This window comes from Salinivibrio sp. VGrn1 (genome assembly GCF_009377995.1).
GTDB classification, from domain to species: Bacteria; Pseudomonadota; Gammaproteobacteria; order Enterobacterales; family Vibrionaceae; genus Salinivibrio; species Salinivibrio siamensis.
Genome location: NZ_SATA01000007.1, coordinates 39,210 through 60,954 on the forward strand (window position 1 = coordinate 39,210; position 21,745 = coordinate 60,954).

The 21,745-nt window shown below is 50.4% G+C and carries 21 protein-coding genes; 11 read left to right on the forward strand and 10 right to left on the reverse strand.

Annotated elements, in window-relative coordinates; genetic code table 11:
- Positions 1-52: 52 nt before the first annotated feature.
- The 8 genes from EHW56_RS11235 (at position 53) to EHW56_RS11270 (ending at position 6,650) form a co-directional block, all read left to right on the forward strand.
- Positions 53-493: a YcgN family cysteine cluster protein gene (locus EHW56_RS11235; protein WP_077665865.1), complete on the forward strand. Its 441-nt coding sequence runs from the start codon at positions 53-55 to the stop codon at positions 491-493.
- Between the two features lie 90 nt (positions 494-583).
- Entirely contained in the window at positions 584-943 is a 360-nt protein-coding gene (locus EHW56_RS11240; protein ID WP_152795664.1) for a hypothetical protein, read from the forward strand.
- 49 nt (positions 944-992) lie between these two features.
- Positions 993-3,116, forward strand: a complete 2,124-nt coding sequence (locus EHW56_RS11245) for a protein-disulfide reductase DsbD (RefSeq protein WP_152795666.1) — start codon at positions 993-995, stop codon at positions 3,114-3,116.
- On the forward strand, positions 3,113-3,634 hold the full coding sequence (locus EHW56_RS11250; protein WP_077667708.1) for a protein disulfide oxidoreductase: 522 nt from the start codon (positions 3,113-3,115) through the stop codon (positions 3,632-3,634). The genes EHW56_RS11245 and EHW56_RS11250 overlap by 4 nt, the downstream gene beginning before the upstream one ends.
- A gap of 26 nt (positions 3,635-3,660) precedes the next feature.
- Complete coding sequence (locus EHW56_RS11255) at positions 3,661-4,392, forward strand: DsbA family protein (RefSeq protein WP_227486514.1); 732 nt, start codon at positions 3,661-3,663, stop codon at positions 4,390-4,392.
- Between the two features lie 119 nt (positions 4,393-4,511).
- Complete coding sequence (gene dusC, locus EHW56_RS11260; RefSeq protein WP_152795668.1) at positions 4,512-5,513, forward strand: tRNA dihydrouridine(16) synthase DusC; 1,002 nt, start codon at positions 4,512-4,514, stop codon at positions 5,511-5,513.
- Complete coding sequence (locus EHW56_RS11265; protein ID WP_077578058.1) at positions 5,501-6,139, forward strand: SEC-C metal-binding domain-containing protein; 639 nt, start codon at positions 5,501-5,503, stop codon at positions 6,137-6,139. The genes dusC and EHW56_RS11265 overlap by 13 nt, the downstream gene beginning before the upstream one ends.
- A gap of 4 nt (positions 6,140-6,143) precedes the next feature.
- Positions 6,144-6,650, forward strand: a complete 507-nt coding sequence (locus EHW56_RS11270; RefSeq protein WP_152795670.1) for a (deoxy)nucleoside triphosphate pyrophosphohydrolase — start codon at positions 6,144-6,146, stop codon at positions 6,648-6,650.
- Here the strand turns inward: EHW56_RS11270 and dsbB are convergent.
- Positions 6,616-7,155 (reverse strand): disulfide bond formation protein DsbB, encoded by a 540-nt coding sequence (gene dsbB / locus EHW56_RS11275; protein WP_077606901.1) that lies wholly within the window; start codon positions 7,153-7,155, stop codon positions 6,616-6,618. The genes EHW56_RS11270 and dsbB overlap by 35 nt on opposite strands.
- Before the next feature lie 88 nt (positions 7,156-7,243).
- Positions 7,244-8,824, reverse strand: coding sequence for a Na(+)/H(+) antiporter NhaB (nhaB, locus tag EHW56_RS11280; RefSeq protein WP_152795672.1), 1,581 nt, complete (start codon positions 8,822-8,824; stop codon positions 7,244-7,246).
- Between the two features lie 405 nt (positions 8,825-9,229).
- Between nhaB and fadR the strand changes: the two genes are divergently transcribed.
- On the forward strand, positions 9,230-10,081 hold the full coding sequence (gene fadR / locus EHW56_RS11285) for a fatty acid metabolism transcriptional regulator FadR (protein WP_046075282.1): 852 nt from the start codon (positions 9,230-9,232) through the stop codon (positions 10,079-10,081).
- A gap of 88 nt (positions 10,082-10,169) precedes the next feature.
- Here the strand turns inward: fadR and EHW56_RS11290 are convergent, their stop codons facing one another.
- From EHW56_RS11290 to EHW56_RS11300, 3 genes are read right to left on the reverse strand one after another with little or no spacing between them, the layout of a single operon-like run.
- The gene (locus EHW56_RS11290; protein WP_152795674.1) at positions 10,170-11,717 is read right to left on the reverse strand and encodes a SpoVR family protein; all 1,548 of its coding nucleotides are present in this window, start codon (positions 11,715-11,717) and stop codon (positions 10,170-10,172) included.
- A gap of 41 nt (positions 11,718-11,758) precedes the next feature.
- Positions 11,759-13,030 (reverse strand): YeaH/YhbH family protein, encoded by a 1,272-nt coding sequence (locus EHW56_RS11295; protein WP_152795676.1) that lies wholly within the window; start codon positions 13,028-13,030, stop codon positions 11,759-11,761.
- Between the two features lie 33 nt (positions 13,031-13,063).
- On the reverse strand, positions 13,064-14,998 hold the full coding sequence (locus EHW56_RS11300) for a PrkA family serine protein kinase (RefSeq protein ID WP_046075285.1): 1,935 nt from the start codon (positions 14,996-14,998) through the stop codon (positions 13,064-13,066).
- Positions 14,999-15,274: 276 nt separating this feature from the next.
- Here EHW56_RS11300 and EHW56_RS11305 point away from each other — a divergent pair, with 276 nt between their 5' ends.
- Positions 15,275-16,033, forward strand: coding sequence for a MipA/OmpV family protein (locus tag EHW56_RS11305; RefSeq protein WP_046075286.1), 759 nt, complete (start codon positions 15,275-15,277; stop codon positions 16,031-16,033).
- Positions 16,034-16,085: 52 nt separating this feature from the next.
- Here EHW56_RS11305 and EHW56_RS11310 read toward each other — a convergent pair whose 3' ends face one another.
- From EHW56_RS11310 to EHW56_RS11320, 3 genes are all read right to left on the reverse strand, one after another.
- Positions 16,086-16,970: a D-hexose-6-phosphate mutarotase gene (locus EHW56_RS11310; protein ID WP_152795678.1), complete on the reverse strand. Its 885-nt coding sequence runs from the start codon at positions 16,968-16,970 to the stop codon at positions 16,086-16,088.
- Between the two features lie 138 nt (positions 16,971-17,108).
- A complete protein-coding gene (gene gap / locus EHW56_RS11315; RefSeq protein ID WP_152799668.1) occupies positions 17,109-18,104 on the reverse strand; it encodes a type I glyceraldehyde-3-phosphate dehydrogenase in 996 nt (331 codons plus the stop codon).
- 360 nt (positions 18,105-18,464) lie between these two features.
- A complete protein-coding gene (locus EHW56_RS11320) occupies positions 18,465-19,331 on the reverse strand; it encodes a DUF2989 domain-containing protein (RefSeq protein WP_152795680.1) in 867 nt (288 codons plus the stop codon).
- A gap of 153 nt (positions 19,332-19,484) precedes the next feature.
- Between EHW56_RS11320 and EHW56_RS11325 the strand changes: the two genes are divergently transcribed.
- Positions 19,485-19,781, forward strand: coding sequence for a YeaC family protein (locus EHW56_RS11325; protein WP_046075290.1), 297 nt, complete (start codon positions 19,485-19,487; stop codon positions 19,779-19,781).
- A 61-nt stretch (positions 19,782-19,842) separates the two neighbouring features.
- On the opposite strand, the gene EHW56_RS11330 is transcribed toward EHW56_RS11325, so the two are convergent.
- Positions 19,843-20,505, reverse strand: a complete 663-nt coding sequence (locus EHW56_RS11330) for a glutathione S-transferase family protein (protein ID WP_152795682.1) — start codon at positions 20,503-20,505, stop codon at positions 19,843-19,845.
- Between the two features lie 122 nt (positions 20,506-20,627).
- A complete protein-coding gene (gene ansA, locus EHW56_RS11335; RefSeq protein WP_152795813.1) occupies positions 20,628-21,641 on the reverse strand; it encodes an asparaginase in 1,014 nt (337 codons plus the stop codon).
- Between the last annotated feature and the right edge of the window lie 104 nt (positions 21,642-21,745).

Genomic DNA, 21,745 nt, shown 5'->3' on the forward strand with positions numbered 1-21,745 from the left:
CGCGCAATGTCGTTGCCGTGAAAAGGCGGCAATAAAAAAGAGATTAAACACCATGAGCACGCCTTTTTGGCAACAAAAGACCCTGGCACAAATGAGTGATGAGGAGTGGGAATCACTCTGTGACGGCTGTGGCCGCTGCTGCCTACACAAATTGATTGATGAAGAGACAGACGAGCTTTACTACACCAATGTCGCCTGTAGTTTGCTCGATGATAAAACCTGCTCGTGCAAAGATTATCCCAACCGCTTTTCGTATGAAGAGTCATGTTTGAAGCTTACCCGCGATAAGATTGATGAGTTTTATTGGTTGCCGGAAACCTGTGCCTATCGCTTGCTGGCTGAACATAAACCCTTACCCGAGTGGCATCCGCTGATCACAGGATCAAAGGCGGCGATGCATAAAGCGGGGATCTCGGTAAAAGGCAGCGTGGTGTACGAAATCGATGTGATTGATTGGGAAGATCATATCCAGCTGACTCAGCAACTGCGGTAACCCCAGCACATTGTCACCCTATGGCGCAGACTCCCCATTGTTTAATTTCTGTTGTTGGGCATAATGATGGCCAACTCGACAGGAGGTGACATGCAAAGGTACACGCGTCGTTCAAAAGCTGGCTGGGCCCTCGCCATTGCGCTTTGGGTACTGGCCGTGTGTGCTTTGCAAAACCAACTGAGTTGGCAATCAGGGGTACAAGCGACTTGCCAAGCAGTCAATATTGGTGACGCCGAGGAAGCAAAAAGCGCACTGGGTAAAAAATGTTCGCTTTCTGAGCAGTTGATGCATCCGTCTGCGTTGGCGTTAGACTGGCTACCGTCACCACTTTGGTGGCTGATTGTGCTACTTGCGGTGATGGCGACCGTTAGTGTATCGATCACCTTACCCACTCACGATCCACCGACCTATCGACGACGGCATCTTTGCTTTTGTGTGTTCCGAGAATAAAGCGCCTGCTTCCTAAATAGCGTATTTATTCTTAACAAGGAACAGACTTATGAATCGACTCAATGACTATTGGCACGCTTTTAAACACGGTCATGTTTGGCAAGGCGTTGCTTTACTGCCGCTTTTGTTTTTGTGCTTACTGCTACTCAGCCCGGCGGTACGGGCCACTGCGCCTGATACAGGTTGGCTCAGTAACCCCGACCATCCACCCGTTAAGGCGCGCCTCGCCTTAACCGGACAAGGTCATCCACAGACTCAGCATCTCGATGGGTTGCTCTCTATCCGTTTACAAGGTGACTGGAAAACCTATTGGCGCTCGCCAGGTGAGGGCGGAGTCGCACCGGAACTTATCATCAACGACAGCCAAAACCTGGGTGATATTACCTGGCACTGGCCGGCCCCTAGTCGACATGAGCTACTTGGCCTGACCATGCTGGGCTACAAAGGGCAGGTGACTTTCCCGCTGACCTTTGAGGTTGAAACCTGGCAACAGCCGGTTTCGCTCGATGCCACCTTGCGCTTGTCCTCGTGCACCAGTGTGTGTGTGATCACTGATTACCCTATCTCGCTCGACTTTACCCCGAGCACGCTTGAGGCGGATGGCGAGCGGATGTATCAGTTCAACCAAGCGATGAGTCAGGTACCTAAGCCACTTCCCAGTGTGCAGATTGAATCCGCGGTGTGGGATGCCAACCAGCAACAGATCGCGGTCACTGTGACTGGGAGCCAAGCTTGGCAGCAACCCGATATGCTGGTGGATGGTGATGCCGTTATCGATGATACCTTTGGCGTGCCCAGTATCCACCGTGATGGCGATACCTTGACCGCCACGTTTGACGTGACCAATTGGATTGAGCCCCCCAACCTTACCGATAAACCCATTCAAGTGACTGTCATGGATAAGCAGCTGCTGGCTGAGCACAGCACTACCGTGCGGGCGGGGAGTGTGGTTTCGCAAAGCGGATTATCGTTCTGGATGATTGGCGGTATCGCACTGCTAGGGGGATTGATCCTTAACGTGATGCCCTGTGTGCTCCCGGTGCTGGGCCTTAAGCTCAACAGTATCGTTGCCAACCCAGATGCGACACGTGGCACCATTCGTGGTCAGTTTTTGGCGTCAGCCGCTGGGATTCTGGTGTCCTTTTGGGCGATTGCTGGGTTGTTGATGATCTTAAAACTGACGGGGCAAGCCGTGGGTTGGGGGATCCAGTTCCAAAGCCCGATATTTATTGGGGTGATGACGCTGGTGATTTGGCTGTTCGCCCTGAGCTTATTTGATGTGCTGCGTATTGATTTACCGCCCAGTTGGCAGACGTGGCTAGCGACACGTGGTGGTCACACCCGTAGCGGGCATTTTGTTCAAGGCGTGTTTGCCACATTACTGGCCACACCGTGTTCGGCCCCTTTCCTCGGCACGGCCGTGGCGTACGCGCTGGGTGGGTCGTTGACGCAGCTTTGGCTGATCTTTACCGCGCTCGCGGTTGGTATGGCGCTACCGTGGCTGCTGGTCGCCGCTTTTCCAGGGCTGACGCGCGTATTACCCAAGCCTGGCCCGTGGATGAATCATGTCAAACGGGTCTTTGCGCTGTTGCTGGCCGGCACCACGGTGTGGCTATTCTGGCTGTGGATGCCGTACCTCGGTGTGTTAGGCGCAATCGTAATGGGGACGCTGTTGCTGGCTGCCAGTATCTGGCTGACGTATCGTGCCCTCGGCAAGATGGCTGCGATTAAAGGCGCGGCAGGACTGCTGCTGGTTATCGTGCTGGGGCTTATCGGTGCATCATTGACAGCACAGCGGTGGGCAACGCCGCTCAATCCTGACCCGGATTGGGTGAGCCTGGATGAAGCCGCGATCGATCAAGCGGTGGATCAGGGTAAGTTGGTGTTTGTTGATGTCACTGCGGATTGGTGCATTACCTGTCATGCCAATAAGGTGGGGGTGATTTTACAATCGCCCGTGTATGACACCATTACCGGAACGAATGTGGTGACGATGCAAGGAGATTGGACCCGTCCGAGTGATAGCGTGACTCAGTATTTGCAAAAGCACCAGCGTTATGGCGTACCGTTTAACATTGTCTATGGTCCCGGTGCACCAGAGGGGATCCCCTTACCCGTCATTTTGACTGACAAGGCGGTGATGGCGGCCATTGAGCAGGCGAAAACGCCATGACGGCCAAGCAAACAAAACGGTCTTGGCGTATGCGGGTCAAACGCGGTGCCCGTGACCTGTGCTGGCTCACCGTGTTTGTACTGATATCTAGCACCACGGTGGATTGGTGGCGAAGCCGCGATATCGATACCAGTGAGGTCCCTGTCGCGTCAATGCGTCTGCTGGATGGCCGCCAACAGGATTTGGTGGCGATGTCGCAACACGAACCCGTGCTTGTCTATGTATGGGCAACCTGGTGCGGTGTATGCCGTTTTGTGACCCCCTCGGTAGATTGGTTAAGTGGTCATGCGCAGGTGGTCTCGATCGCGTTACGCTCAGGCTCAAACAAACACATTGCCGGATACCTTGCGCATCATGGTTATGATTTTCCTGTAGTGAACGATCAAAGCGGGGCGCTTTCTAACGCATTTGCGGTGAAAGTGACGCCTACCGTGATGGTGGTCGAGCAAGGAGAAATCACATCAATAACAACAGGCTTCACAACACCGTTTGGCCTATGGTTAAGGCTGGTGTTATGAATTTACATTTATCAAAAGGAAACCCAATGTCCTTATCTCGCTATATCGCCCCAATGTGGGCTCTACTGCTTTTAGCGCTGCCGGTCAGTGCCCACGCGTTGTCGGATACGGAGCAAGCACAACTGGATGAGATTGTCAGCTTGTTAGAAGAGAACCCCAAACTGATCGCCAACCTCAACCAGAGTTTGCAAAAGTTTGTTGAACAGCAAAAAACGTTAAAGGAAAACCTTGCCGCACGTCGTGACTGGTTTGAATCGGACACCCACAGCTGGATTGGTGCTGAGAACCCTGAGGTCACCGTGGTGAACTTTATGGATTACAACTGCCCATACTGTAAAAAACTGGAAGAAGAATTGCAGAAACTGGTGGCCGCGCATGACGATGTCAAGGTGATTAATATTGCTGTACCACTCAAACAGCAGAGTATCGAATCGCTCGGCACTAATTCCGCGGTGTATGCGATGAACGTGTGGCTAGAACAGCCACAGACATTTGCGCAGGTCCATGAATTATTGATGAAAAAGCGCGGTATGCATGATGCGCGCTCGTTAGAGAAAATCGCGCAGAAAACCGGTACCGAAGCATTGCTTGCCGGCAAAGAAATGACCGGAAAAGCGGTCGCTGAGAACTATCGCGCGTTTGTTGAGCTAGGGCTAAGAGGTACGCCCGCGATGATCATTGGCGATCAGGTCGCGCCCGGCTATTTGCCGTACCCACAGCTCGAAGCCATGGTTGAAGCGGCGAGAGCTGAAGGCTAAGCCCTTATCGGCGTCGCTAATGCGTTGAAAGCCAGTCCTATTGCGACTGGCTTTTTTTGTTAGCTGCGCTTTGGTGGAAAAGCTGGCAAAATAGCGCGCCTTAACGGTAAAGGTACGGCATGAGTCACACGAATTATCAATCCCCACGCATTGTATTAGGCCCGATGGAAGGTGTCCTGGACCCCTTAATGCGCAAGCTGCTCACGGAGATTAATCACTACAGCCTCTGTGTCACTGAGTTTGTGCGCGTGGTTGACCAACGCTTGCCGGAAAAAGTCTTTCATCGCTTTTGTCCTGAGTTAGTGCATGGGGGCACCACGACGGCGGGGACCCCGGTTCGTGTACAGCTATTGGGCCAAGATCCAACGGCGATGGCGAGCAATGCCGTCCGCGCGATCCAACTGGGCTCGCAAGGCATTGATATCAATTTTGGTTGTCCGTCGAAAACGGTGAATGGCAACCGTGGGGGCGCGGCGTTGCTCAAAACCCCGGAGCACATGTTTGATGTGGTTAAAGCGGTGCGCGATACGGTGGATCCTGCCTATACGGTGAGCGCCAAAATACGTCTTGGCTTTAATGATCTTGATGATTACTTGTTCATTGCCGAGGCCGTGGCAAAGGCAGGCGCTGATGAGTTAGTGGTTCACGGACGTACCAAGCGCGATGGTTACAAAGCGGGTACCATTCGTTGGGATTTAATTGCTGACATTAATCAACACGTGCCCATCCCAGTCACGGCCAATGGCGATATTTGGCACCGTGAGGATGCACTGCGCTGCCAAGCAATGACCGGCTGCGACACCTTAATGGTGTGCCGTGGGGCGTTAAACATGCCCAATCTGGGTCAGCATATCCGTGATAACGTCGTGCCCATGCCTTGGCCTGCGGTGCTAGCATTGCTGATTCGCTATACCGATCAAGAACGCCAAGGTGATAAGGCGCAGTATTTCCCCAACCGCATCAAGCAATGGTTCAAGTATTTGCGCCAATATTATCCCCAGGCGGATGCCTGCTTTAAGGTGATTCGCGTTCTTAATCGCGCCGATGAGATAGTGCGTGCACTCGATAAAGCACGTGAACAAACAGAATTGATGACACAGGAAAGTTTATGTCAACACTAATGACGCTCTCTGAGCACTGGGACGGTATGCCTGCCAGCTTTGTGGAAGGTGCACTGCTGGCCGCGAACATTTGTCCGGCTCCTTTAGACCCTGACACTTGGCTGTCGGTATTAGTGACCGCAGGGGTAGAAGACGACGAGGAGGCGGCCGGTCTCCATCCAGACGATAAACAGTCAGTGCTGGCGCACCTCGAGCAGCAATATCACGCCTTGATGCGTAATGATTATGTATTGCCGGATAGCTTAATGTTGTCGATGCGCGGTGAGCACGCCCAAGCTTTCGCCGAGGGTTTTTTAGCGGTGTGGCCCTATGTTGAGCCGCACTGGCACGATGTGAGCATGAATGATGGCAGTCGCCGGATGCTATCCGCCTTAGTCACTAGCATGCTGCTGCTACACGATGAAGCAGGCACGTTAGCGCAGATGAAAGAGGTTGGCATTGATGTTGAGCCGGGCCAATATATGGATCAACTGGATTTAATGATCCAAGACGTGGCGAAAGCGGCGGATGAAGCGCAACAAGGCACGCATGGTGCGCACCAGGTTAACCCATTTAAGTCGATAGGTCGCAACGATCCTTGCCCATGTGGCAGTGGTGCCAAGTTCAAAAAGTGCTGTGGGCGTTAATGACATGAAATCGTTAAAACAATCCTCGCCAATACGTGTTGTGGCCGGCGTTGCCATGCGCGACAAGCAAGTGCTGGTGGCCCAACGGCAGCCAGATGGGCAGTTTATTAGTTGGTGGGAATTTCCCGGCGGCAAAGTCGAGCAAGGCGAGACTGACCAGCAGGCTCTCAAACGCGAGTGGCGTGAAGAATTTGGGGTAGAGATCCATGTCGGGGCACCGATTGTGGAAACCGAATTCGATTACGGCGACAAGGTGATCTTATTGTGCAGTTTTTGGTGTGACATCCTTGATGGGCCGCCCGTGCTACACCAACATCAGGCCATCTATTGGAGTGAGCCTCATCGCCTTGATGCTGGGGTTTTTAGTGGCGCAGATCGCCCTTTAATCAAGGTGCTTTGTGAGCGGTTCAACCACGTCGCAAGGAGCGAAAGCGCCGATGAAGTCGACGCTATCTTGCACGATCCGTCACCCGCCATTATGAAAAAATGCGGCGTGGGGGACGGCCAATAAACTGGGCAATTACCACTAGCGTCCAGACAACTAACATCGCGGAAAAGATCCCCACTAGCCATTGGGGCATCGACCAGCCTAGCCACTGCCACACCACTTTGCTGCAATCACCGTAGGCTTCAAAGACGGATGGCAGCCATTGGTTGAGTGGCGCCCAAGTAGGGAAGTTCACCGCCACATCGCAGGTGGCACCGAACAGTTGGTTCGGATCAGGAAATTGATAACTGACGTGCTCTAATGAGAGCTTGAGCGCCCATCCAGCTGTGACGCCATAGCCAAGCAAGCCGAGAGTACGCCAAAAAGGGTCGTTGGGCGCGATTAAACCCAGCAAGGCAGCCACGCCAATTCCAAATAGGGCAACGCGTTCATAAATACACATCACACAAGGTGCCAGCCCTTGATAATGTTGAAAGTAAAGCGCGGTGGCTTCCAGCCCCACAACGCATAGAAGCAACAACAGCCAGGACGCTCGGCTGCGAGAAAACTGGTTTAAGGCGCGCCACATAACTCACTCCTGATAAAAAACAAGGCCCTATATTGAGAGCCTTGCTATTCAATCGTTTGTTGAGACGAAGGTCAATGATAGAAGTGCGTTAGTGAGCGCTCGGTATGGCTTGCTGGCCCATGTGGATGGTTTCGGAAATCCAACCTTGGTGTAGCATCCACTCGGTAGCGGGCACCAAGAAAAACTCAATGCCAATCACCCCCAGTACCCCCATGACAATGGTATAAGGCAACGCCATATATACCATGCGCCCGTAAGAAAGGCGCAGCAGCGGCGCGAGTGTGGAAGTCAGTAAGAATAAGAAAGCCGCTTGGCCATTGGGCGTGGCGACCGAGGGTAAGTTGGTGCCCGTGTTAATCGCAACCGCCAACATATCGAATTGCTCGCGGCCAATCACGCCATTGAGCAGGGCGGTTTTCACCTCGTTGATATACACGGTGCCGACAAACACGTTGTCTGACACCATGGAAAGCAGGCCATTGGCGATATAAAACATGGTCAGTTGCAGGTGACCTTCCAGCGACAACACCATGTCGATGACAGGTGCAAACAGGTGTTGGTCGATGATCACTGCCACCACAGAGAAAAAGACCGCCAATAGCGCAGTAAACGGTAGCGCTTCCTCAAAGGCTTTGCCGATATGGTGTTCATCAACAACGCCCGTAAACGCGGTGGCAAGGATAATGATACTTAGGCCAATTAAACCGACCGCGGCCAAATGTAAAGCCAATGCGGTGATTAGCCACACCGCAATCAGCGCTTGCACCACCAACTTGGCGATGTCTTGAGGCGTGCGTTTTGCTCGCTGTGCGTTATCGTACTCCACCAATATTTTTAATACATTTTGCGGCAGATGTGCGCCATAGCCAAACAAGCCAAACTTCTCGACCAGCGCACATGTCAGCAAGCCGGCAAAGAAAACCGGCAGCGTGACCGGTGCCATACGTAAAATAAACTCACCAAAATGCCAACCAGCTTGGTCGGCAATGATCAGGTTTTGCGGCTCGCCGACCATGGTCATTACCCCGCCTAGTGCGGTACCCACGCCAGCATGCATTAGTAGGCTGCGCAAAAACGCTCGATAGTTTTCCAAATCGTTGCGACTAAGCTCGTCGCTTAAGCTTTCATCCGAGGTATGATCATGGTTAGCGCCGAACTCTTTTCCGGACGCCACGCGGTGGTAAATGGCGTAAAAACCGACGGCAACACTGATCACCACGGCAATCACGGTTAAGGCATCCAAAAAGGCAGAGAGCGCCGCCGCCGCGCCACAAAAGGCCAATGATAAGGCGATTTTCGATCGGATGCCCAATAGGATTTTGGTGAAAATAAACAGCAGTAGCTGTTTCATAAAATAGATCCCGGCCACCATAAAGACGAGGAGTAGTAGAACCTCAACGTTGGCCACTAATTCATGTTTGATTTGTGCGGGACTGGTCATGCCGATGGCGACCGCTTCAATCGCTAATAAGCCACCGGGTTGCAGCGGGTAGCATTTCAGAGCCATCGCGAGGGTGAAAATAAACTCGACCACCAGTAGCCAGCCAGCGATAAAAGGGTCGATCGCGAAAACAATTGGGTTAAGGATCAAAAAGCCAACAATGGCTAGTTTGTACCAATCGGGTGCTTTGCCGAGAAAATTCTTAAGAAACGCAGTTCTGAGTGTCATGGTCTTCGCCATAGTGAAAGTCTCATTGTTATCTATGCCTACCTAGCGCGCGGATGGGCGAGTAACGTGCACCAACACAAACGCGCCATCGGCGAACGGCTGCATGGGCACAGTAAGAGGGTGACAGATATCAGTGACGAAGGGTTATCGAGACGCATGGTTCACAATGCGTGGATGGATAGCCTTGTCACGAATAAGTGTGCGCTAGTTTGCCTAAGACATATTTTGTTACATCTTGTATGGGTTAGTTTTGCGATTTATGCCCAGTTTTTCATTGATCTGGTACAAAAGGATAGCAGATGTCACGCGATATCCGGTGATCTCACTCAGCGGTTTCTGCTGATGGCGTCTGGTGGTATGATGAGTTATTAATCAGAGCAAGAAGCAAATTGGAATTTAGATTCAATGGTTATAAAGGCGGATAGCCCAGCAACATTTGCTGAAAAATATATAATTGAAAGTATTTGGAATAATCACTTTCCTAAAGGCTCCATTTTACCTGCAGAGCGTGAACTGTCTGAACTGATTGGGGTCACTCGCACCACCTTACGTGAAGTGTTGCAGCGCCTGGCGCGTGATGGCTGGTTAACCATTCAACATGGCAAACCCACACGCGTAAATGATTATATGCGTACGTCAGGACTGAGCATTCTTGATACGCTAGTCACCCTAGAAGGGCAAGATGTGCATGGTGTGCTTGAGGACTTACTCGCGGCACGCACCGACATCAGTGGCGTGTACATGCGTTATGCAGCGAAAAACCGAGCTGATGACTGCTTAAACCTTATTGACCATGTGATTAAACGTTGTGAGCAAGTGCTTGAGTGCGAAAGCTTTGAGCAGTTCTTGGGACTTATCGATGAACAAGGTGAAGTCTTAAAAGACGTTAAAAAGATCCAGGACAAATACGGTAAGCAAGATCCCGCCTTGTGCGAGCGCATTTGTATGGGTCGCGCGTTTAATCACTTTGACTATCGTTTGTTCCAAGGGATGGCGCATTTTTCTGGCAACAAGGTGTATGTGTTAACCATTAATGGCATGCGTCAGATTTATTCGCGTGTGGGCGGATATTACTTTATGGATCGCCGCGCCTGTGAAAATGCATTGAGCTTTTACAATGACTTACGTGATATGATAGCCAATAATCAGCACCCAATGATTGGCGATCGAGTCAAACAATACGGACGTGAGTGCGGTGGCTTGTGGTTTAGTAACCGTGAAACAATTGCGGCACATATGGCTGAAGAAGAAGCCTAACGCGATCCAATGAGTGAAACCATGTGTATCAAGAAAAGCCGCCATGCTGATGACCATGGCGGCTTTTTTTATGGATGGCTCGACAAGGTTAGTGGCTGCCCATCAAAATGTCAGGATCAAACTGCGGCCGCTTGGGGCAGCTACTCAGTATTTTTCCGCGTCCTTCATTGGTTTCCTCTTCGAGGATCACTTCAAACCCCCACAGCCGATGGACGTGCTTGAGCACCTCTTCATAAGACTTCGCGAGTGGGATCCGGTTATGAGGGACATAGCGAAGCGTGAGTGAACGGTTGCCACGTAAATCGACATCGAAGACTTGAATATTCGGTTCGCGATTACTGAGATTGTACTGCGCGGAGAGATCTTCACGTAATTGGCGATAACCTTGTTCATTATGAATACTGGTCACTTCAATGTAGCTTTGCCGGTCATCGTCATTGACGGCAAAAAACTTCATATCCCGCATTACTTTAGGCGAGAGAAACTGACTGATGAAACTTTCATCTTTAAAGTTGGCCATCGCAAAATGAACGGTGTCGAGCCAGTCTTTCCCGGCGATATCAGGAAACCAGTACTTATCCTCCTCAGTGGGATTTTCGCAAATGCGACGAATATCTTGGAACATGGCAAACCCGAGTGCGTAGGGGTTAATGCCGGAATAGAACTGACTGTTGTAAGGCGGTTGTGCCACCACATTGGTGTGGCTATGTAAAAACTCCATAATAAAGCTATCAGTCACCAGCCCCTCATCATAAAGGTGATTCAGGATGGTGTAGTGCCAAAATGTCGCCCAGCCTTCGTTCATCACCTGAGTTTGCTTTTGCGGGTAAAAATACTGGCTGACCTTGCGCACTATCCGCACGATTTCTCGCTGCCATGGCTCAAGCAGTGGAGAGTGCTTTTCAAAAAAATACAACAGGTTCTCTTGTGGCTCGGCAGGAAAACGGCGTTTTTCTTCTTCTTGCTCTTTTTGGCCACTCGGGATGGTACGCCAGAGTTCATTGACTTGCGTTTGCAGGTAGTCTTCTCGGGCTTTTTGGCGTGCTTTTTCTTCGGCAAGAGAGATCTTTTGTGGTCGCTTATAGCGATCGACCCCATAGTTCATCAGGGCATGGCAGGAATCGATCAGGTTTTCTACTTCTGCCAGGCCGTACTTTTCTTCACATTCACTGATGTAATTTTTTGCAAACAGCAGGTAATCAATAATGGAGCCTGCGTCTGTCCAAGTTTGAAACAGGTAATTGCCTTTGAAAAAGGAATTATGGCCATAACAGGCGTGTGCCATCACCAGCGCTTGCATGGTGATGGTGTTTTCTTCCATCAAATAAGAAATACACGGATTGGAGTTAATCACTATCTCGTACGCGAGCCCCATGTACCCGTGTTTGTAGTTGCGTTCGGTCTCGATAAATTTTTTACCAAACGACCAATGATTGTAATTGATGGGCATCCCGACGCTTGAGTAAGCATCCATCATTTGCTCAGCGGCAATGATTTCGATTTGGTTTGGATAAGTATCCAGCTTGTAGTGTTCAGCGACGCGTTTGATTTCCTTGTGATACTGCTCGAGCAGGTCAAAGGTCCAATCGGGTCCATCATGAAGTGGAGTGTTACGTTTACCTTTGGTGACAGCCATACCATGTCTCCCTGATAAAATACGTCTATGCCGGTATGGCGTCAGGCTTCGACCTGACGCTTAAACAATTCGCGGAACACGGGGAAAATTTCCTCCGCTGAGCGAATGTTTTGCATTGCAAAGTTGTCATGGCTTTGCGCCAACGCCTCATATTCACGCCACAGTGTTTGATGCGCGCGGCGGGTGATTTCGATATAGGCGTAATAACGGCTGACCGGCAACAGAGTGTTTTGCAGTAGTTCTCGGCAACCGGGTGAGTCATCGGCCCAATTATCGCCATCCGAGGCTTGTGCCGCATAGATGTTCCATTCTGTCGGGTCATACCTATCTTTGATGATTTCATCCATCAGACGTAGGGCACTGGATACAATGGTGCCGCCGGTCTCCTGTGAGTAAAAAAACTCGTGCTCATCGACTTCTTTCGCCTGCGTGTGGTGGCGAATAAAGACCACCTCCACGTTTTTATAGGTGCGTGTAAGGAAAAGATAAAGCAGGATATAAAACCGTTTCGCGATATCTTTGGTCGCTTGATCCATCGAGCCGGACACATCCATTAAGCAAAACATCACGGCTTGGCTACTTGGCTGTGGCCGCTTTTCGTAGTTTTTATACCGTAAGTCAAAGGTATCGATGAACGGAACCGCGGCGATTTTACGCTTCAATGCCGTGATTTCTTCTTCGAGTCGTTTCACTTCAAGCGGTTGTGCAGGCTCGGCCTCGCGCACGCGCTCAAGCGCCTCTTCAAGCTCTGCCAGCTCTCGGCGTTTGCCGGCTGACATCGCCGTGCGTCGTGCCAGTGAGTTTTGTAGTGAACGTACAATGGCAATATTCGAGGGCACCCCATTTGAGGTGTACCCCGCGCGATGCGTTTTGTACTCCACCATTTTATTCATTTGGTTTTTCTTCAGGTTCGGAAGCTCAAGATCCTCGAACAAGAGATCCAAATATTCGTCTTTTGATATTTGAAAGACGAACTCATCTTGACCTTCGCCATCAGGGCTGGCTTGTCCTTCTCCGGCACCGCCCCCTTCGCCACCAGGGGGACGAGCGATACGATCCCCTGGGCTAAACTGATCATTACCAGGGTGGACAGCATCACGCTGTCCCCCTTTGCCTTGGTGGAAAGTCGGTTCACGAATGTCACGAGAAGGGATAGAAATATCCTCTCCACTTTCAACATCCGTGATCGAGCGGTTGTTGACGGCGTCAGCAATGGACTCTTTAATTTGCCGCTTGTGTCGGCGTAAAAAGCGTTGTCGATTGACAGTGCTTTTATTTTTGCCATTGAGACGACGATCAATAAAATGCGCCATATCTCTCTCCCGTCATCTGCGTCAGCCCGAGGGCTACGATGATTTACGCACGCGCAAATACCACTCTGCGAGCAAGCGAACTTGCTTGCGGGTATAGCCTTTTTCCATCATACGAGCGACAAAGTCGTCGTGTTTCTTCTGCTCTTCGCTCGACGTTTTGGTATTGAAGGAAATCACTGGAAGCAAATCTTCGGTATTGGAGAACATCTTCTTCTCAATGACGGTTTTCAACTTCTCATAGCTGGTCCATGCCGGATTTTTACCCTCATTATTGGCGCGTGCACGGAGGACAAAGTTGACGATTTCGTTGCGGAAATCTTTTGGATTACTGATACCAGCGGGCTTCTCGATTTTTTCCAGTTCCGCATTGAGCGCCGAGCGGTCAAACAATTGACCTGTGTCTGGATCGCGAAACTCTTGGTCTTGAATCCAGAAATCAGCATAGGTGACATAGCGGTCAAAAATATTTTGCCCGTACTCTGAGTAGGACTCGAGATACGCGGTTTGAATTTCTTTGCCGATAAACTCGATATATTTGGGGATCAAGTAGCCTTTGAGGTGCTCAAGATAGCGTTCAGCGATCTCTTGCGGAAACTGCTCACGTTCAATTTGCTGTTCCAGCACATAAAAAAGATGTACGGGGTTTGCGGCGACTTCTGCGTGGTCAAAGTTAAAGACTCGCGACAAGATCTTGAACGCAAAGCGTGTCGAGAGCCCGTCCATCCCTTCATCGACCCCAGCAAAATCGCGATACTCCTGATAGGACTTGGCTTTGGGATCCGTATCTTTCAAGGTTTCGCCATCATACACGCGCATTTTTGAATAAATGCTAGAGTTTTCAGGATCTTTTAGCCGTGAAAGCACAGAGAAGCGTGCCAATATATCCAGTGTGCTGGGTGAGCAAGGTGCATGGCGTAGCTCACTGGAAGACAGCAGCTTATTGTAGATTCGAATTTCGTCTGACACGCGCAAGCAATAGGGCACTTTGACGATATAGACACGGTCGAGGAAGGCTTCGTTGTTTTTGTTGTTGCGGAATGATTGCCACTCGGACTCGTTTGAGTGTGCGAGAATGATGCCATCAAATGGCAGAGCCGATAGGCCTTCTGTCCCGTTATAGTTGCCTTCTTGGGTGGCGGTCAATAACGGGTGGAGCACCTTTATAGGCGCCTTGAACATTTCGACGAACTCCATCATCCCTTGGTTGGCGCGACACAGCGCACCAGAGTAGGAGTAGGCATCAGGATCGTCTTGTGAATAGTGTTCAAGCTGACGGATATCAACTTTACCCACCAGTGAAGAAATATCTTGGTTGTTTTCATCCCCAGGTTCTGTTTTGGCCACCCCGACTTGGTTGAGAATCGATGGGCGCAGTTTCACCACTTTAAACTGGCTAATGTCCCCACCAAACTCTTTCAACCGCTTCGCCGCCCAAGGTGACATAATATGGCGAATATAACGATGGGGAATATCGTACTCTTTCTCGAGTAGATGGCCGTCTTCTTCGGCATCAAACAGACAAAATGGGTGATCGTTCACTGGACTACGTTCGCCGTTCGCCGTCAGCACGTAGATAGGCATTTGCTGCATCAAGCTTTTCAGTTTTTCAGCCAAGGACGACTTACCGCCCCCGACCGGGCCCAGTAAATAGAGAATTTGTTTACGCTCTTCCAACCCTTGGGCGGCGTGCTTGAGGTAAGAGACGATTTGCTCAATCGAGTCTTCCATGCCATAAAAGTCTTCAAAGGTTTTATAGCGGGAAATCACTCGGTTGGAAAAAATACGGCTGAGTCGAGGATCAAGCGAGGTATCAATCTTTTCAGGTTCGCCAATTGCCATCAGCAAACGCTCTGCCGCGTTGGCATACGCGCCGCGATCCTCTCGGCAAAGATCCAAGAATTCCTGAAGGCTCATTTCCTCGTCTTTCGCTTCTTCGTAACGCTGACGATAGTGATCGAAAATAGTCATGGTCCTGCCCCCTAAATCGTCTAATAACTCAAAAAGAAAAGGTGCAAAATTGGCTGAATGGTCCCTTTCCTTTTAATAAGGTTAGACCTGATTTGCCGATTTTGCGTGAAAGAATTGTTTGTTTTTTCGATAATTTTTGTTGCCGTATCCGTACACTTGTCTTGTCAATATATTGACAGCTGGCGTTCAAGCGAGTGAGGTATGCTAACGGTGATAGTTTTACCCGTTAGGGCGATTAGGCTGACGGTTGCCAGCCGTCAAACAAGAAGGGAATAGATGATGAACATAGCGAGAGAAACGGCTTGGGTCGCTTGCGCCTTTATGCTAGCCACCGGCAGTGCTTACGCGGAGACGCGTGTTTCTGCTGGTGTGATAGGCGCATTTTCACCTCAGGTCTATAAAGACACGGATACCGACCCGCTTGTGGTCCCCACGGTCAATGTTGATACCGACCATTTTTATTTTCGCGGGCTGACGGCAGGTGCAAGGCTAGCCCCGAAAGATTCAACACACAATCTTGTTTTATCAGCGACCTATGATCCACGCCGTTTTGACCCCGCCGATACCGATGATCCGCAACTGAGCCAGCTCGACAAACGTGATACGTCGATTGTGGCGGCGTTAGCTTATCAGTACCACTCGCCGATAGGTCGTTTCCAGGTGCTGGCTGGGGAAGGCGTCACGCATGACAGAGACGGGGTGTATGGCGAAGTAAGCTGGAAATATGGCTTTAACCACGCTCGTTGGGGCGTATCACCGGAAGTGGGTTACTCCTATAACAGCCATGAGCTCAATCAGCACTTGTATGGGATCAGCGAAGACGAAGCGGCACGGTCGGGGTTATCTGCTTATGAGCCGGGTTCGGCTGGCCATTATTTTATTGGTGCCAGTGGTTATTTTATGCTGACCGAGCGTATTCAGCTAATGGGTGGTGTGCGCTACACCAATTTGGATGATGATATTGCCGATAGCCCAATGGTGGATCAATCTACCGCCGCGTCGGGTTACTTGGGGGTAAACTACATTTTTATGTAGTTTTACCCATTTAAACAGGCCGCTTGGGTGTAAAGCGGCCTGTGACGCGCGCTTAGCTTGAGTAGCGCTCATCCATTAACCGGGTTGCTAACGTGTAGCTTTGTCCTGGATGGACAACTTGTGTGGGCTGCTCAATCGCCGCTTCAACACAGACAAATTTAAGGTATCCGTTATCGTCCATATCCGCCATCTGAATGGACGCCGCTTGGCCTGGATTCCAGACGACGGCGCTGGTTGCCCCTTGGTTGTTGACCTTGAGACGGCGGTTTCCCACTGGATCGGTTAAGGTGAGGGTGTCGTTAGCCCCCGTATAAATCCTATCAACTGGCTCCTCGAAGGTCACTTTCCCCGTCGCTGGCACGGCGTTGCCTGCCGCAAAGTTATCAAGATACTGACAACCGAGCCCTTCCACGTTGGCTTGCTCGCTGTCTTCTACCGCAAGGTAGCTGTGCAAGGCGCCACCCATGGTCCAAGGGTGTTGGTCTGTATTGGTCACGGTTAGGGCGATGTCGGCGTGATGAGTGAGCGTAAAGGTCACTGTCGCCTGAAAACAATGTGGCCATAGTGCTCGCGAAGCGTCTGAGTCGGATAACTGCAGTTGAATGGTGACGCCTTTCGCTGTTTCTTCAATGTTCGCTAACTGCCACATTTGACGACGAGCAAAGCCATGAGAAGGTTGCCCGGTGTGACCAAACCATGGCCAGCAAATGGGTACACCACCTCGTAAGGGGGTGTTGGCATCATAGATAGCGTTATCACTCATCCAAGTCAGTGACTTTTCACCTGCAGGAGCAAACGTGATGAGGTGTCCGCCGAATAGGCTAATAGTGGCTGAACACGCAGGGTGAGTAACACGAAGAATCGGAACGGACTGGCGATAGCACAGATCGACAGATGCAGAAAGTTGACGCTCAACATGCAGAGTGGGAGAAGTCATAGCCTGATCCTCTTGGGTAAGTGTTCCTTAATCAGTTATCGAAGACACGTTCACAGAAAGCGCGGTCCCGAGTCATGGGGCCTGATAAACAAAAGGCGGCCAATGGCCGCCTTTACGTTGGATAGGGTTACATGCGCATTACTTAGCGATGTGTGCAACCAGATCCAATACTTTGTTTGAGTAGCCGATTTCGTTGTCGTACCAAGAAACCACTTTCACGAAGTTGTCGGTCAGTGCGATACCTGCTTTGGCATCAAATACTGATGTTTGTACTTCGCCGATGAAGTCTTGAGAAACTACGGCATCTTCGGTGTAACCTAGAACACCTTTCAGCTCACCTTCAGACGCTTCTTTCATCGCCGCACAGATTTGGTCGTAAGACGCTGCTTTGTCAAGGTTTACAGTCAGGTCAACAACAGACACGTTGGCAGTTGGTACGCGGAACGCCATACCAGTCAGTTTGCCGTCTAGTACTGGCAATACTTTACCAACCGCTTTTGCAGCACCGGTTGAAGATGGGATGATGTTCTGAGAAGCACCACGGCCGCCGCGCCAGTCTTTCGCAGACGGACCATCAACGGTTTTTTGCGTCGCAGTAGTGGCGTGAACGGTGGTCATCAGGCCAGATATGATACCGAACTTGTCGTTCAGTACTTTCGCGACAGGTGCTAGGCAGTTGGTGGTGCAAGAAGCGTTAGAAACGATGTCTTGACCCGCGTAGTCGTTGTGGTTAACACCCATAACGAACATTGGCGTCGCATCTTTAGATGGGCCGGTTAGAACCACTTTCTTCGCACCCGCTTGGATGTGTTGACGCGCGGTTTCGTCAGTTAGGAAGATACCGGTTGCTTCAGCAACAACGTCAACACCCACTTCATCCCACTTAAGGTCTGCTGGGTTGCGCTCTGCAGTGACGCGTACGGTTTTACCGTTAACGATAAGGTTACCACCTTCTACTTCAACTGTGCCGTTGAAGCGACCGTGGGTTGAATCGTACTTCAGCATGTAAGCCATGTACTCAACGTCGATAAGATCGTTGATTGCTACTACGTCGATGTCGTTACGCTCGACAGATGCACGGAATACGAAACGGCCGATACGGCCAAAACCGTTAATACCTACTTTGATAGTCATTATGTTGCTCCACAACTTAATTTCTAGTGAGATGAAACTGGTAGTAAAATTACAGAATAGGACCCCGCCATGCAAGGGTAATCGCAGCCAAAATTGTTTAAAGTCAAAAAAAAGTACGGATTTTTTTTACATCGCCTAAACATTTGACGCCCTTGCGGCCATGTCTGTATGCGCTTTAACCGCGAGCGATTAACGCATCGGCTGCAGACACGGAGCGACTGCTGGTAATTGTTAGCGTAGAAGTAGAACCGCGATCGTGAAAGTTAAACTGGTATGACAAGCGATAGTCGGGAACAAAGGCGGCCTCATCCGTGCAGCATGCGGGTACAAGGGCTGCACGGAAGTGGTGAGGCTAGCTGTCTACGAGGATGCTTGAGTCTCTTTGTCGATTGCTTGTAGCAAGGTTGCTTCGAACTCACCGTCTTCGATGGCGGCGGCGATCTCGAACGCCAGACGTTGTAGCGATTTTTGCTGCTGCTCTGTCAATGGATAGAGCCGAGCGAGGCGATCACCGCGCGCAATCGGAAGATTGTAACTTTCCCCCACTTTTGCCCACAAGTAAGCATGTTCAAAGCGTTTTAGCGCATGATTAGTGGTCGCCAGTGACTTAATTGCTTCTGGGATCACCTCTTTGCGAACCGTGTCATTCTCACCGTCATAAAGCGACAATGCATGGAGTAGGATCTCTACCGTTTTCGCTTTGTTGCGTGACACATAATAGGTGGCAAGTCCGAGCTGCAATTGTGGCGTTTCGAGGTGGCGTGTTCCCTCTAGCTTTAAAAACTGTGGTAACGCACTGTTATCGCCTTGAGACCAGCGATAGTAAATCACGGGCGGTTGGTAAGATTCTTTCAGTTCGTTCTCTAGTCGCTCAATGGCGTCGTAAGCATGATATACCGCCTCGGTACGCTTAGTTTTGCGCTGTTTTAAGGTGGTGGGCTCAATTTCTGCCACCAGTTCCATGCAGCGCAGGTAGACTTTGGTTTGTTTAAGCTCGGCCAGCTTGTTCATATCGGTGGGGTTTTGATAGACAGATAAGCGATCGAAAATCAAATCAGAGCGCTCAAATCGGCATTGCCCATCACCGGTGTTCAGTCCTGCACATAGCTCTGGGTGGGTTTCGCAGACTTGATTCGTGGTCGGTTCACCTTCACAGCCGGCGAGTAGCAGTAAACTCGCAATCAGACCCAATGGGTAAAAACAACGCGTGAGTAATCGTAAATCCATGGTTTATCGTATCCTGAGTCAGTTGCGATGAGTATACGTGATCTTTGAGTGTAGTTGATGGTCTAAAGCGTGATAAAGCGCACTGAACCAAGCATGCCGTCCACCCACCAAGTTCAGGCATAATAGTCTAATGAGGATCGCCAAGAGGTAATCATGGATATTGAACAAGTGTTAAAGGCAATGACGCCTGAAGTATATGATCGGTTGTGCTATGCCGTGGAGACGGGCAAATGGCCAGACGGTACCAGCTTAAACCAAGCGCAACGTGACCAGGCCTTGCAAGCCGTTATGTTGTATCAATCACGTCACAACAGCCAGCCCCAACACATGACCGTCGCGAAAGGGGGCAATGTGACGTGGAAATCGAAAGCGGAACTGAAGCGTGAATTCGCTCGTCCAGACGAAGCTCGAATTGAGGTTACGACTCAGGACAGTCACACAAAGCACTAGCGATCAGCGATCACGGCGATGGCCGCATCTATCATTGAATCGGCCATTAGCATGCTGATACCTAGATTGTCGCTAGGCTAATCGGGCTGGCGAAAAACGGCGTTAATTGATGATTTTCTTCCTGCGCATAGGCATCGAACAAAGGGTGTTGGTCGAGGGCTAAGAGGTAATCACTCAGTGCGGCGAATCGGTCGTCCAGCACCAATCCTGCCATTTTTGCGCAACGAAACAGACTCCACACACTGATACTCGCCATCGTCACTGTCTGGGTGGGCATTGCCTTTACCTGCTCACCTAAATATTGGCAGCATGCGGGTAATGTTTGCAGGGCTTGGTTCACCGCTTGGTGATCCACCGTTTTGTCTAAAATATGCCCGCGTACTACCCGCTGATAAAACAAGGTATCTGTGATTAAGGGATCAAGCTGATAGCGACAAAACCATTCAATCCAGCGAATCTCGGCGCGATGGGTGGGGTTACCGGGATAAAGCAGCGGATCAGGATAGGCATCATCTAGGTAGGCCGTAATCACTGTGTCTTGGTAAATGGTATGTGATGCTTCGGCGAGCGCGACCACCGTTTGCATCGGTGGGTGATGAATGACACGTTCATGCGCCTCAAAGGGCGAGGTAGGCGCGAGTTGATAGGTGAGATGTTTCAATCTCAATGCGAGTGCGATCTTCCTTGTATGCGGCGACAATGAGTCACCATGTAATACCCTCATTTTGCGCTCCTTTGAGTGGCAACCAATATAAAATGATTGGCTCTGTCTATACGTTAGCAAATAAAAACGCCGGCAACCTTGCCGGCGTCACACACTGAGTGATTTGCTTGGATAGCAACGCATCAGTAATAGCTGAGTTCACCGCGGAGATCTTTTTGTACAAAGGTACGTAGGGTCTCAAACGGCAAGGACTGACTAAGCAGGAAATGAAGCTTAGCCAACGCCGCTTCTGGCGTCATGTCGTAGCCGCTCAATACGCCAGCGTCAGCCAATGCACAGCCTGTGGCATAACCGCCCATATTCACGCGTCCCGCCAAACACTGGGTCAAGTTAAGCACCAAGACGCCACGATCGGTGGCTTGTTTGAGCAAGTCCAGAAGTTCGGGCTGCTGGGGCGCATTGCCCACCCCAAAGGTTAACAAAATCATGGCATTGACCGGCTGCTTGAGTGCGTTTTTCACCACATCGGGAGAGATGCCGGGGTACATCATGATCACCGCAACCGGTTGATCATTGATGGTATGCACTTTAAACGGGCCGACGGATGGCTGGTTAAGCTTATCTGCTTTTACCTCGATATGAATGCCGGCTTCAAGCAGCGCGGGTAGGTTGGGCGAGGTAAAGGCATTAAAGCCATCGGCATGGGACTTGGTACTGCGATTGCCACGTAATAACTGGTTATTGAAAAACAAGGTCACTTCATTGACCGGATAATTGGCCGCAATATGAAGTGCATTTAATAGATTGGCTTGCCCGTCTGAGCGTAACTCTGCGATCGGAATTTGCGAGCCGGTCACGATCACTGGCTTTTCTAGGTTTTCAAGCATGAACGACAGGGCTGACGCGGTGTAAGCCATGGTGTCGGTACCATGTAAGATCACAAAGCCATCGTACTGATGATAATTCTCGCCAATATCGTCCGCAATCCGTTGCCAATCCGTTGGCGTCATATCCGATGAATCAATGAGTGGTTCGTACTCATGAATAGTAAAAAGCGGCATTTCTGGACGATGGAATTCGGGCATTTTCTCCAATTGTTGTTGAAGAAAACCTGACACAGGGACATACCCATGATCGGATTTTTGCATACCGATCGTGCCGCCTGTGTAAGCGATATAAATGTGTTTACGTTCCATCATGTCAAATCTGCATTAAATGAGCGTGGGCACAGTATACATGTAACGATTACATCGATAACACCGAGCGGCACACAGAATAGAAGAAAAACAGGAAAAAGCCC